The 12,910-nt window shown below is 65.3% G+C and carries 10 protein-coding genes; all 10 read right to left on the minus strand.

What is annotated here, in order from left to right; genetic code table 11:
- Window positions 1–11: 11 nt before the first annotated feature.
- The 10 genes from EH231_RS11450 to EH231_RS11495 all read right to left on the minus strand — a co-directional run bounded on the left by EH231_RS11450 (window position 12) and on the right by EH231_RS11495 (window position 12,895).
- Window positions 12–1,754, minus strand: coding sequence for an MCE family protein (locus EH231_RS11450; protein WP_090435267.1), 1,743 nt, complete (start codon window positions 1,752–1,754; stop codon window positions 12–14).
- Window positions 1,755–3,119: an MCE family protein gene (locus EH231_RS11455; RefSeq protein ID WP_124712453.1), complete on the minus strand. Its 1,365-nt coding sequence runs from the start codon at window positions 3,117–3,119 to the stop codon at window positions 1,755–1,757.
- Window positions 3,116–4,579 (minus strand): MCE family protein, encoded by a 1,464-nt coding sequence (locus tag EH231_RS11460; protein WP_124712454.1) that lies wholly within the window; start codon window positions 4,577–4,579, stop codon window positions 3,116–3,118. Before EH231_RS11460 ends, EH231_RS11455 begins: the two co-directional genes overlap by 4 nt.
- On the minus strand, window positions 4,579–5,661 hold the full coding sequence (locus tag EH231_RS11465; protein WP_090435357.1) for an MCE family protein: 1,083 nt from the start codon (window positions 5,659–5,661) through the stop codon (window positions 4,579–4,581). The genes EH231_RS11460 and EH231_RS11465 overlap by 1 nt, the downstream gene beginning before the upstream one ends.
- A complete protein-coding gene (locus EH231_RS11470) occupies window positions 5,661–6,686 on the minus strand; it encodes an MCE family protein (RefSeq protein WP_090435259.1) in 1,026 nt (341 codons plus the stop codon). Before EH231_RS11470 ends, EH231_RS11465 begins: the two co-directional genes overlap by 1 nt.
- Window positions 6,683–7,960, minus strand: coding sequence for an MCE family protein (locus EH231_RS11475; protein WP_164480853.1), 1,278 nt, complete (start codon window positions 7,958–7,960; stop codon window positions 6,683–6,685). The genes EH231_RS11470 and EH231_RS11475 overlap by 4 nt, the downstream gene beginning before the upstream one ends.
- 9 nt (window positions 7,961–7,969) lie before the next feature.
- Entirely contained in the window at window positions 7,970–8,827 is an 858-nt protein-coding gene (locus EH231_RS11480; RefSeq protein ID WP_036448723.1) for an MlaE family ABC transporter permease, read from the minus strand.
- A 13-nt stretch (window positions 8,828–8,840) separates the two neighbouring features.
- The gene (locus tag EH231_RS11485) at window positions 8,841–9,635 is read right to left on the minus strand and encodes an MlaE family ABC transporter permease (RefSeq protein ID WP_047037647.1); all 795 of its coding nucleotides are present in this window, start codon (window positions 9,633–9,635) and stop codon (window positions 8,841–8,843) included.
- A 570-nt stretch (window positions 9,636–10,205) separates the two neighbouring features.
- The gene (locus EH231_RS11490) at window positions 10,206–11,372 is read right to left on the minus strand and encodes a CaiB/BaiF CoA transferase family protein (RefSeq protein ID WP_420891971.1); all 1,167 of its coding nucleotides are present in this window, start codon (window positions 11,370–11,372) and stop codon (window positions 10,206–10,208) included.
- 44 nt (window positions 11,373–11,416) lie between these two features.
- Window positions 11,417–12,895: an aldehyde dehydrogenase family protein gene (locus tag EH231_RS11495; protein WP_164480854.1), complete on the minus strand. Its 1,479-nt coding sequence runs from the start codon at window positions 12,893–12,895 to the stop codon at window positions 11,417–11,419.
- Window positions 12,896–12,910: the final 15 nt, after the last annotated feature.

Consider the following 12,910-nt stretch of genomic DNA (forward strand, 5'->3'; position numbering starts at 1 on the left):
TTCGTATCGCGCTAGGTCGGCATCAGGTCCTGCCACGTCTTGGGCGTGGACACCAGATCCGTCTGCTTGTATAGATTGCCGTCACTGCCCATGTACTCCCCCGTGCGCGGGTTGTACTTGGCGATAGCCACCGACGGCCCTTGGCCGCCCCCGCCGTTGAACGCGCTCGGCGCCACACCGGGCTGCGCGGGCATCGGAAGCTCAGGAGCATCCGGAAAAACCCCTTGCCCATGCGGGACGGGCGGAACCTCGGTTGCCTGCGGCTGGTCCACCGCAGGCACCGGAACCGCGTTGGGATCGCCTGGGGGTGGCGGCGGTACACCGGGCACCGGAGGCTCCAGGTACATCGGCTGGCCCGGGAGCAACGGCCCCGGACCCGTGCCGGCGAAGTTCGGCGCCGGTTGCTGTTCGGGTGCCGCCCCTGGCGGCGGAGCTGTCACCCCCGGCGGCAGCGGGGTGCCGCCGAGCGGCCCGAAGATCTTCTCGTCCGGTAGTACCCGGGTGTCCGGGGGCACGCCCTGGGCGATCAGGCTGGGGTCGAGCGGATACGGGCCGAGTGCGTGCTGGCGCTGGGCGATCGGCTGGAATCCCTTGGGGTCGTTACACAATTCGACCGTGGGAGCGCGCTTGCCCGGATGCCCCATGCACGGGTAGTTCCGCGCGCCGCGGACACCGATCGGGGAATCCTGCGGCAACTTGCAGTAGATGTTGTCCGGCGTGTCGATCACGGTGGTATCGGCCGGGGAGCGCCATGCCGACGGCGGCAGGAACCCCACCGTGCAGGTCGGCGGATCACCCAGGCCGAGCGAGAAGTCAGCCATCGGCAGGCCGCTCGTATTGTTGGTCGGCGCGTAGGTCTGCAGCTGAGCGACGTACGGCGGCAACAACACCAACAGCTGCTCGATCGACGGGTTGTAGGTGACGGCGATCTGGCCGAACGTGGTCAGATTCGCCAACAGGATCGGCAAGGTCGGCTTGATCTGCTCGAGCAGCTTGGTGGTCTCCTGGGCGAAACCCGGACCGTTGCGCAGCAGCGAGCGGATCTCGGGATCGTTGTCGGCCGCCTGCCCGGTGATGCCGGCCAAGCTCGCCGCCCAGGTCTTGATCGAATCGGTGGTCTGGGCTTGCGCATCGAGGAACGGCTTGGAGTCGTCGATCAGCGCACGCGTCTGGTCGGAAACGGCGTTGGACTCCCTGGTGATCGTCGATGCCGAGTCGAGCAGCGAGCCGAAGTCGTAGCCGGTGCCGTTGAACGCGTTGTAGGACTCGTCCAGCAGCTGGCTCAGCTTGTCCTTCGGGATGGTGTCCACCAGTGCGCTGAGCTGATCCAGCATCGGGCCGACCTGCTGCGGAATCTTGGTATTCGACACCGCGATCACCGAGCCGTTGTCCAGGTAGGGCCCCGAGTTGGTGCGCGGCAACAGCTCGACGTACTGCTCGCCGACCGCTGACATGCTCCGGACCTCGGCTGCCAGGTCCGCAGGCACCTTCGGAGAGCGGTCCAGGGACAGCGTCGCCTCGGCGCCCTTTTCGGTCAGCTCCACCGAAGTGACCTTGCCGATCTGGGACCCGCGATAGGTGACGTTGCTGAACTGGTACAGACCTCCGGTCGCCGGCAGTTCCATCTTCACGGTGATACGACCGATCCCGAGCAGCGTCGGCAGTTGCATATAAGCGAACAACATGACGGCCACACCGACCACCGAGGCGACGGTGAACAGGATCAGCTGAGTCCGGATGAAGCGGGTGAGCATTTATCCGCCACCCCCTGTCGGTGGAGTAGGTGCAGTAGGTGCCGGCGGCTGGTCCGCTGAATCACCTTGAGGTGCATACGGTCCCGCGAAGATCGACGTCGACCCGCTGGACGGGGCCACCGGCTGGGGCATCCCCCCGGGCATGGTCAGCGGCGCCGGCGGTACCACAGGCAACACCGGACCCGAATAGGTGGGAGCCGGGAGACCCGGTGCGGGCGCTGCGTCCGGAGCCGGCGGGAACGCGTCCGGCGGCGGTGGGTTGACCCCGGTCTTGAGCGGGTCGTAGGTGTAGTTCAGATAACCCGGATCGCCGGGCACCGGGACGTTCTGAGCGTTTCCGTCTTCCCACCGGGTCCCCATCATCAAGCTGCGCTTCAGGTGCGGGATGGTGAGGTCGAAGTACGCGAACAGGTTGTAGTAGTCACCTCGGATCACCCGGTCCATGAAGCTCTGGGTGAACGGGAAATGCGGGGCATACTCGAGCACCGAGGTCAGGTCCGGCCCGATGTTGGCCAACGCCTTCAGCGCGGGCTCCAGGTTTTTCAGGTTCCTGACGAGATCGGCCTGCGAATCGTTGACGAACTGGTTGGCGGTCGCGCTGAAGGTGCCCAGCTTCTGCAGTGCGGTGGTGAATCTCGGCCGCTCCTTGATCAGTACGTCGAGCGCCGGCGGAATCTTCTCCAGCGCGCGGGTGATGACGTCGCGTTGCCCGGCGAAGGTCGACGCCAGGCGGTTCAGGCCCTCGATGGACGCGACGATGTTGTCGCGCTGGGCATCAAGTGCGCCGACGAACGTGTCCAGCCGGGTGAGAAGGTCACGAAAATCAGTTTCGCGACCGTTGATCGCGGCACTGAAGTTGTGGATGATGTCGCCCATCTGCCCGAGACCGCCGCCGTTCACCACCGCGGCCAGTGAGGACAGCGTCTGCTCCGTCGTCGGATACGTCGACGAGTTGTTGAGCTGAATCGTGGCTCCCGGTGGGAGTTTCCCGTTGGGAGCCTGACCCGCCGGCGGATTGAGCGCCAGGTGCATCGAACCCAGAAGGCTGGTCTGCCCGACGCTGGCCACCGCGTTCGCCGGCACCACGACGTCCGGCTGTACCGAGAACTCGACGTCGGCGTGCCAATCCCTCACCGACAGGCTGCGCACGCTGCCGACGACGACGTCGTTCATCATCACCGGCGAATTCGGTTCCAGCGTAGCCACATTCGCGATCTCGACGTGGTACACGCTGGAGTCCGCACCCCGTCCCACCGCCCCGGGCAGGGGCAGTGAGTTGACGCCTTGGAAGGCGCACCCGCTGGCGGTCAGCGCAACGCAGGATCCGACGGCGATCGCCAGTCGTACCGGCTTTCCCCTGATCATGCTGGTGGCGTCCCTTCTGCTGGTGACGGAGCTCCGGGCGCCGGGGCTTCGGCGGCCAGTGGACCGGGCGCTGGACCCGGAGGCGGCCCGGGTTGCCCGGCAGTCGGATTGAGCATGTCCGACACCGTGTTCGGCATGTTGGGCGGGTAGAACTCGCCACCCGGCAACAGCTGCTGGGCCCCTGGTGGCGGCACTCCGGGCTCCCGGCCGGTGAATGGCGGAGGCGGCTCGGGGCCAGGGTTATAGGCCGAGATCGACGGCGGAATCTCGGGCGCCACGGGCGATCCACCGCTGCCACCGGGTTCCAGACCCGGCTCGGAGTACTCGAGCTGCTCGGGGCTGGCCGACGGCATCAGGTACGGCGAGATCGGGAACGGCAGGTAGTTGAAGTTGATCAGCCGCAGCGCCGGCCCGAGGTACTGCGAGCAGAGTTTCGCGGTCTCGGGTGCGGTGGTGTTCTCGACGGCACCGATGGCACCGCAGATGAACTCGACCGGGTTGGAGAAGTTGTTCATCACGAACTGACCGACGGCGCTACCCGAGTCCGGGTTGTAGATGTTGTAGCCGTTCATGAACGCGTTGGGCGCGACGTGGAGCAGATTCTCGATGTTCATCTTGTTGTCGACGAGGTTCTGGGTGACATTGGCCAGCCGCTGCACCTGCTCGGAGGTCTGATCGCGGGATCCCGCGACGAACCGCTGCACCTCGACGACCGCCACCGACAGGTTCGTGAGCGCCGCGTCGAGGTCGGATCGGCTGCCGTCGACCACGCTGGTCAGGGTGGCCAACCGGTTCTGGAACGACACCACCTGCTGGTTGCTGTCCCGCAACGCGGTGACGAAGGTCTGCAGGTTCTTGATGATGTCGACGATGTTGCCGCTGCCCTCGGCCAGCACGCGGGCAACGCCGGACAACTGCGAAATCGTCTGGCGCAGTTTGTCACCGTTGCCGGCCATCGCGTCGGCCGTGCTGTTGATGAACCGGGACACCGACGTCCCGTCGACACCGCTTTGCGGTCCCAGGTCGGTGGACAGCCGCATCAGCTGTTCCTTGACCTGGTCCCACTCCACCGGAACGGCGGTGTGGTCCAAGCCGATCACCGCGTTGTCGGGCAGCGTCGGGCCACTCGACCGGTAGGCGGGCGCGAGCTGGACATAGCGCGCGGCCACCAGGTTCTGGGCCACGATCACGGCTTTCGCGTCCGCGGGGATCGGCACGTCGTGGTCGATCTTGAGCGTCACCCGCGTTTGGGTGCCCTCCGGCTTGATCGACTCGATGGTGCCGACCTTGACCCCGGACACCCGGACGTCGTCGCCCGGGTAGACGCCGGTGGCTGAGGTGAACAACGCGGAGATGGTCTTCTGCCCGAAGAAGGTCTGACGCAGCAGCACTGCCGCGCCGACGACGAGCAGCGCCACCAACGCCACCGCCAGCCACTTGCCGAGACGACTGCGGTTCATCAGCGTGAACCTCCGGGAATTCCGTTGTAGGGCAGCGGCAGTTCGGCGCGTGGGCCGGCATTGTCCGGTGGTTGGCCGGCGTTCGTCCCGCGCCGGAACCCGAACGCGTAGTCGAAGAACGGCTGCAGCAACTGGGCGGGCTGCAGGTTCGGGACATAGGCGTTGTAGTACGCGCCGTTCGCCAGGGTTTCCGCCTGGGACAACTGGAACTTGTTCAAGTTCGGCAATGCCTTGCTGATGTTGTCGCGATTGCGTTCCAGCATCGCGGTCACCGAGTTGAGTCGCTTGAGCGTCGGAGCCAACTGCGCCTCGTTGTCCGCGACGAGTCCGCTGAGTTGCTGCGAGACCGCCGCGGTATTGGCCAGCAGATCGACGATGGCCTGGCGCCGGTCGTTGAGCACACCGAGCAGATCATTAGCGTTGAGGATCAACGTGTTCAGCTGATTGCTGCGCTGTGACAGCACCACTGTCACGTCGCTGGCGCTCTTGAGCAGGCTGGCCAGGCTCTCGTTGCGGCCGTTGATGGATTTCGACAGCCGGCTGAGGCCGTCGAACGTCGGCCCGAGCTTCGGTGCGACCTGATCGATCGTCGCCGAAAGCGTGTCCAGGGACTGATTCAGCGACGCCGTGTCGGTACCCGCCGAGTTGGTGGTGAGGTCACTGACCGCGTCGGTCAGCGAGTACGGCGACGACGTGCGCGACGTGGGGATCACATCAGTGGTGCGCAGCGTGCCTCCGCCATCGGACTCCAACGTCAGCACCCGCTCACCCAGAAGTGAGCCGGTTCGGATGTGCGCGGTGGTCAGCGACCCCAGGGGGTACTTGCCCTCGGTGGTGAAGGTGACCAATGCATCGCCGTTCTGCAGCGCCACCTCGGTGACCGAACCGATCTTGATTCCGGACAAGGTGACGTCGTTGCCGGTGGCGATACCGCCGGCTTCGCTGAACAGTGCCTGATGGCGCACCGACGAGGCCCATTGCTGCAACCGTTCGGGCTGGAGCCCGACGGCGATGATGAGCATCATCAGTACGACACCGATGAAACCCGCCTTGATCAGGTTTGATTCACGGTATTTAAGCATCAGGGCTCCGCGCACCTCCCGCCTTCTTGTTTGATCATCGGGAAGTGCGCTGTACGTCCCTGCAGATCGGTGACACGGATACCAAGTCCGCAGATGTAATACATGATCCAGCTGCCGTACGAGCCCAGCCGCGCTAGCTTGCGGAAGTTGTCGGGGGCTTTCTGCAGACCACGATCCAGGACGATCTGGTGGTCGTCGAGCAGCGGGGCCAGTCGGTTGAGCTGGTCGACGGTGCCCTTGAGCGGCGGCCGCGCCTCGGTGAGCAGGCTTGCGAGCGAGGCCGTTCCGTTGTCCAGCTGCGTCACCGCTGTGCCCAGCGGATCACGATCCTGAGACAAGCCACTGATCAACTGTTCGAGACGGTCGACCGTTCCGTCGAACTTCTTACCGTCCTTGGCCAGGGTTCCGACCACCGAGTTCAGGTTGTCGATCAACTGCTGGATGACCTGGTCGTTGTTGGCCAGCGTGTTCGAGAACGACGAGGTCTTGCTCAGCAGTGAATCCAAGGTGTCGCCCTGCCCTTGGAAGATCTGAATCAGCGAGGATGTCAGCGCATTGACGTCCTGGGGGTTGAGCCCCTGGATCACCGGGCGCAGGCCACCGAGCAACAGATCGAGGTCGAGCGCACTTGCGGTGCGGTCCTTGGGAATCTGTGATCCGGCGGGCAGCAGTTTCGTCGACCCGGGACTGTCGATCAGCTCCAGGTACCGGTCCCCGACCAGATTCAGATAGCGAACCGCGACCTTGGTACTGGTGGTCAGCGCGACGTTTCGATCAGTGTCGAAGTCGACCTTAACCGACTTATCCGGTTGCAGCGAAACACGTTTCACGGTTCCCACCCGGACCCCGGCAACCCGCACCGAGTCTCCGGCCTCAAGGCGTGACGCGTCGCCGAAGACCGCCGAGTAACCCGAGTAGGAGCCGCCGCGGTACTCCGAGAACGTCATGAACAGGAAGGCCGTGAGGACGGCCATCACCACCGCGAAGGATGCGAACTTGATGAATGTGGTTCTGCCGCGCTTCATCCCGGTTGTCCGATCTGTGCGGTGTTACGTGGCGGGCCGTCCAGCGGACCGAACAGGATCTGCTTGAGCCCGTCCGAGTTCAACAGGATGCCCTGGTTGCCATACTTGAACGGATTGGCGTTGGTGTCGGTGACGAGGTACTTCGCCTTGTTACCAAATCCGATGTACGGCAAGCCCATGCAGTGCGGACCGCCCTTCGCTGCCACCTTGGGCAGGTTCTGCGGGTAGCGGTAGCGCTCGATCCCCAACGTGAAGGCCACGTTCACCACGACACCGGGGTCCGGCTGTGGCGGCTGGTGGTAGAGGTACAACATGCCCTTGAGGCCGCACTCGATTCCGGGTGCGTACTCGTTGAGCAGATCAGTGGTGGGCGCCAACAGGTTCAGCGTGGTGCTGAGTGCCTGCCGGTTGCCGCCGATGACGTCGTTGCCGGTGTCGGCCAGGCCGATCGAGCTCACCAGGAAGTTGTCGAGGTTCTTCTGCTCGTCAATGATGCTGTCACTCAGCCGGTTGGTGTTGTCGACAGTCTTGAGCAGGTCCGGTGCCGCGTCACCGTAGGCCCGCGACACCGCGGCCATGCTCTCGATGTCGCCGGTCAGATTGGGCAGGCTGGGCTCGATCTTCTTCAGCACCGCATCGAAGTCGGACAGCGACTGCCCCATCGCTTCGCCGCGCCCGGAGAAGGCCGAGGACAGCGCGCCCAGGGTCTCGTTGAGCTTGGCCGGGTCGATCTTGTTCAGCACGTTGGTGAGCTGTTGGAAGACCGTGTTCATCTCCACGGTGACATGATCGCCTTGAAGCGTCTGGCCGGGCCGAAGCTTCTCGGGCGAGGGATTGTCCGGCGCGACGAGTTGGACGTACTTGGCGCCGAAGACTGTGGTGGAGGCGATGTCGGCCTGCACGTTGCCCGGGATCAGGTGCAGCTGTGACGGGTTCATCGCCAGGTGCAGCACGGCCTTGCCGTCGGCACGCTGCTCGATCGAGCTGACGGTGCCGACCTGCACCCCTCGCATCTTCACCTTGGCGTCCGGATTCATCACCAGGCCGGCGCGGTCGGAGATCAGGGTGACGGGCTCGGTCTTGGTGAAGCTGCCGCGGAACAGCGCGACCGCCAGGCCGAAGATCAGGCCTATGGCGACCACGGTCGCCAGACCGGCCAGTGGCCGCGAGGAGCCGCCCGCGCCGAAGCTGCGGCCGGGGCGCGCCGCCACTGGCGAAGCGCTACTTGTGGTTTCGGACCGGTGGGCTGGGCCCGGTCCAACGTTTCGTGTCAACTCTTCTCCCTATCCCGACAGGTTGAAGTTGCCGTTGGAGCCGTAGACCGACAGTGACACCAGCAGGGTCACCGAGACCACGACGATCAGCGAGGTACGTACGGCGTTGCCGACCGCGACACCGACCCCGGATGGTCCGCCGGAGGCGAAATAGCCGAAGTAGGTGTGGATCAGCAGGATGGTGATGGCCATCAGGACGGCCTGCAGAAACGACCACAGCAGGTCGATCGGATTGAGGAACGTCGTGAAGTAGTGGTCATACAGACCGCCGGACTGCCCCAGCAGCACCACGGTGGTGAACTGGGACGCCAAGAACGACAGGATCACCGCGATCGCGTACAGCGGGGTGATGGCGATCATCCCGGCCACGATGCGGGTGGACACCAGGTATTCGACCGGGCGGATGGCCATGGCTTCCAGGGCGTCGATTTCCTCGTTGATCCGCATCGCCCCGAGTTGGGCGGTCACACCGGCGCCGAAGGTGGCGGCCAGGCCGATCCCGGCCACCACGGGCGCGGCGATACGGACGTTGATGAAGGCCGCCAGGAATCCGGTCAGCGCCTCGATGCCGATGTTGCCCAGCGACGAGTAGCCCTGGATGGCGAGCACACCACCGGTGGCCAGGGTCAAGAACCCCACGATCACCACGGTGCCGCCGATCATGGCCAAGGTGCCTGCGCCCATCGAGATCTCGGCGATCAGCCGGACCAGTTCCTTGCGATAGTGCATGGCCGCGTGCGGGGTGCCCGCCAGTGCCTTGAGATAGAACAGCGTGTGATCGCCGATCCGGCTCAGCGTCGAGACCGGCTTGTTGAACTGCCGGGTGACCCGCGGATAGGTCGACCGCAGGATCGTCATCGTTCCCATTGCGTCCCCTGCCTCAGTGCGCTGTCATGCGGATACCGATGGCCGTGACGACCACATTGATGACGAACAGGGCCATGAAGGCGTACACCACGGTCTCGTTCACCGCGTTACCCACTGCCTTGGCTCCACCGCCGCTGATGGTCAGCCCGCGGTAGCAGGCCACAAGCCCGGCGATCAACCCGAACAGCGCGGCCTTGACGCAGGAGATGATCACCTCGGGCACCCCGGTCAGCAGCGTGATGCCGGCCGCGAACGCACCCGGGTTCACGTCCTGGATGAACACCGAGAACACATAGCCGCCCAGGATGCCGATGATCACCACCAGACTGTTCAGCAGCAGCGCGACCAGTCCTGAGGCCAGCATCCGCGGGGTCACCAGGCGCTGGATCGGGTTGATACCCAGCACCTCCATCGCGTCGATCTCTTCGCGGATGGTGCGGGATCCCAGATCCGCGCACATCGCGGTCGCCCCGGCCCCGGCCACGATCAGCACCGTGACCATCGGACCCAGCTGGGTCACGGCGCCGAACGCCGCACCCGCACCCGACAGGTCGGCCGCACCCAACTCCCGAAGCAGGATGTTCAACGTGAACGAGACCAGCACCGTGAACGGGATCGCCACCAGCAACGTCGGGGCCATCGACACCCGCGCCACGAACCAGCACTGCTCCAGAAACTCCCGTCCCTGGAACGGCCGCTTGAAAATGAACCGGATCGCATCCAACGACATCGCGAACAACGCACCCACAGCCTGCATCGGACCCGACAGGTTGCGTAGCGATACTCCGGTCGACCACTTATCCGCCATGATCACTCCTGTCCTGGCTGATGGCTGCCGACACCCCAGTCGGTGCGCCGATGTTAGGTGCTGCACCGCACCGGCGCTCGAATAGCTCTACTACATACGGTGCGGCCGTCGGCCCCAACGGGCTCATGCCGCAACCTCTGACCCGGAACGTGCCAACCGGCCGGTCGGGTGCCCGATGTTCACCGAATCCAACTGGGACGCAATGTCATTCATTTGCACGTCGATTCGCGAACCGGATGGCTCGACCACGAGCGGCAAATGCGGAGTGCGCTGCAACATCTGACGCACCTCCCGCTTTCGCTGGGTTCTCTTCGCTTCACCGGACTTACCGGTGACGCCGGACAGACTTGCCCCACGACCGCCCCCCGACCGCCTGATGCTATCGGACGGGGCATCTGTCGCGAGGGCAAATAACTCAGAACTTGCTCGGGTAGTTGACAATTGGGGCTGGACGCTCGGCAGCCCGCCGCGCAGTTGCACGAGACTGCCGTTCTTGTCGTGGGACACGATGGCAGCCGCCCACGACAGACGGGTTCCGATGGTGGTGTTGAAGGGCATTGCGACGGCGGCCTAGGTGACGGCGCCGGCGGTCTTGAGTTCGATGATGCGATCCCAGTCCAGGCCGAGTTCGCCCAGGATGTCGTCGGTCTGTTCGGCGAACCCCGGCGCCGGCCCGGTGTTCGGCGCCGTGACGTCGAATTGCACTGGGTTGGCGACCAACTCGAGTTCACCGGCCCGCACCAGGTACTCGTTGGCCCGGATCTGGGCGTCCTGCGCCGCCTGGAGGGTGTCCTGCACCGGAGCCCACGGACCGGCCAGCGTGGTGAATCGCTCGCTCCACTCTGGCAAAGTCCGCTTCTTCATCGCCTCGGTGAGGATCTCGACCGCTTCCGGTGTGTGCTCGGCGAACGATTCGGCAGTCGCGAACCTCGGGTCGTCGATGTAGCCCTCCAGGTCCATGTGCCGGCAGACGTCGGCCCAGAACTTGGTCGGCTGCATCATCACGAACGAGATGTAACGGTCGTCCGCGGTGCCGTACAACCCGACGAGCGGGTTGATCGGCGACCCGTGCACGCCAGGTGGCGGTGTCACCATCAGTTGGTTCAAGTGCTGGGTGAGCGCCACGGTGTGGCCCATCGACCACAGGCCGCTGCCCAGGAGCGATACGTCCACTACCGACGGCTCACCGGTGCGCTCCCGCTTGAACAAGGCCGCGGCGATGCCGCCGGCCAGGTTGGTGCCCGAGATGGTGTCGCCGTAGGCAGGCCCGGGTGGGGCGATCATGCCCTCCATCCCGGCCGGCGTGATCGTCGCGGCGGTGCCGGCCCGGCACCAGAACGCGGTCATGTCATAGCCACCCTTGACCGACTCCTCGCCGCGGGGGCCGAGAGCGCTACCGCGGGCGTAGATGATCTTCGGGTTCACCGCTCGGATGTCGTCGACGTCGATACCGAACTTCTGCCGGTGCCCGGGCAGGAAACTGGTGAGGAACACATCGGCCTTTTTCGCCAGTTCGAGCAGGATCTCGCGCCCTTCGGGCACCGACATGTCCAGCCCGATGCTGCGCTTGCCGCGGTTGGCGTGCTCGATGTTCGGGTTGGGATCGCCCTCGACGCGTAGCGGCCCGGTCTGACGCAGCCCGCGTTGCGGGTCGCCGGTGACGGCATGCTCGACCTTGATGACGTCGGCACCCCACTCCCCCAGCACGGCCCCGGCCGAGGGGACGAAGCCGTACATCGCGACCTCGAGGATGCGGACTCCCTGCAACGGCCCGTCGGCGCTCATGACAGCACCCGGGCGAACGTCTTGGATTCCATGAACTCCTCGAGTCCCGCGGTGCCCATCTCCCGGCCGATGCCGGACTGCTTGTACCCGCCGAACGGACTGTCGGGACTGAAGTAGTTGCCGCCGTTGATCGAGAAGGTGCCCGTCCGGATCCGCCGGGCCACGCCCAGCGCGCGGTCCTCGCTGCCGAACACCGCTCCGGACAGCCCGTAGATCGAGTTGTTGGCGATGCGCACCGCGTCGTCGTCATCTTCGTAGGCGATGACGGCCAGTACCGGTCCGAAGACCTCCTCCTGGGCGATCTCGCTGTCGGGGTCGACATCAGCCAGCAGCGTCGGGGTGTAGAAGAAGCCGGGGTCGACCTTCTCGCCGCCGGTGACCAGGGTCGCGCCGGCCTCGACGGCGCGCTTGACCATGCCGTCGACCTTGTCGCGCTGCTTCTCACTGATCAGCGGCCCCATGTACGTCTTGGGATCGGTCGGATTTCCAAACCGCACGTGGCCGAAGTTGTCCTTGATCAGCTCGACGATTTCGTCCTTGTGCTTCGCGGGCACCAGCAGCCTCGAGGTCAGCGCGCAGCCCTGACCGGCGTGGGTGACCATGCTGAAGGCCGAGAACAGTGCGGCGGTGTTGAAGTCGGCGTCGTCGAGGACGATCGCGGCCGACTTGCCGCCGAGTTCCAGGAACACCTTCTTCAAGGTCTCGCTGGCCGCGGCCATGATGCGCCGGCCGGTGGGCGTGGAACCGGTGAAGGTGACCATGTCGACGTCGGGACTCGTGGTCAGCACCGCACCCACCTCCGGGTCGGCGCCCGACAGCACGTTCACGACGCCGGCCGGAATGTCGGTGTGGTTCGCGATCAGCTCGCCGAGCGCGAGCGTGATCAACGGGGTGTCCGGAGCGGACTTGAGTACGACGGTGCAGCCGGCAGCCAGCGCCGGAGCGAGCTTGGCGAGGGCCAGCTGATTCGGATAGTTGTAGGCGATGATCGCGGCCACCACGCCGCCCGCTTCCTTCTCCACCCACCGGTGGTGCTGCATGCCGCGGCTCTCGATGTTTCCGAGATCTTCGGTCAGCGGGTAGGTCTTGAGCAGCTCGGCGTAGTACCGCACGATGTCGATCGGACCGTCCAGTTGCGCACCGGCGCACAGCGCCGCGGTCGCGCCCACCTCCGTGGTGGTCAGGGCGGCCAGCTCCTCACGATGCTCTGTCAGCGCCTGGTGCAGTTGCTCCAGGCAATGGATCCGCAGTTCGGTGTTGGTGGACCAGTCGGTGTTGTCGAATGCCTGCCTGGCCGCGGCGACCGCAGCCTCGGCATCGGCGACCGTGGCGTCCGGCGCGTAGCCGAACACCTCACCGGTAGCTGGATTGACGGAAGGAAACGTCCGCGGCGTCTCGCGCAGCTCTCCGCCGATCAACAACTTCCGGTCAGCCCGCTGTTCTTGCGCGATGGTCGGCGCTTCCTGCTGCATCATCCTCCTCAGGCGATT

Source organism: Mycolicibacterium nivoides, assembly GCF_003855255.1.
GTDB lineage: Bacteria > Actinomycetota > Actinomycetes > Mycobacteriales > Mycobacteriaceae > Mycobacterium > Mycobacterium nivoides.

Bases quoted from the DNA above. Each gene is read 5' to 3' on its own strand.
- EH231_RS11450 (WP_090435267.1), bottom strand. From the start codon at position 1,754: ATGCTCACCCGCTTCATCCGGACTCAGCTGATCCTGTTCACCGTCGCC.
- EH231_RS11455 (WP_124712453.1), bottom strand. From the start codon at position 3,119: ATGATCAGGGGAAAGCCGGTACGACTGGCGATCGCCGTCGGATCCTGC.
- EH231_RS11460 (WP_124712454.1), bottom strand. From the start codon at position 4,579: ATGAACCGCAGTCGTCTCGGCAAGTGGCTGGCGGTGGCGTTGGTGGCG.
- EH231_RS11465 (WP_090435357.1), bottom strand. From the start codon at position 5,661: ATGCTTAAATACCGTGAATCAAACCTGATCAAGGCGGGTTTCATCGGT.
- EH231_RS11470 (WP_090435259.1), bottom strand. From the start codon at position 6,686: ATGAAGCGCGGCAGAACCACATTCATCAAGTTCGCATCCTTCGCGGTG.
- EH231_RS11480 (WP_036448723.1), bottom strand. From the start codon at position 8,827: ATGGGAACGATGACGATCCTGCGGTCGACCTATCCGCGGGTCACCCGG.
- EH231_RS11485 (WP_047037647.1), bottom strand. From the start codon at position 9,635: ATGGCGGATAAGTGGTCGACCGGAGTATCGCTACGCAACCTGTCGGGT.
- EH231_RS11490 (WP_420891971.1), bottom strand. From the start codon at position 11,372: ATGTACGGCTTCGTCCCCTCGGCCGGGGCCGTGCTGGGGGAGTGGGGT.
- EH231_RS11495 (WP_164480854.1), bottom strand. From the start codon at position 12,895: ATGATGCAGCAGGAAGCGCCGACCATCGCGCAAGAACAGCGGGCTGAC.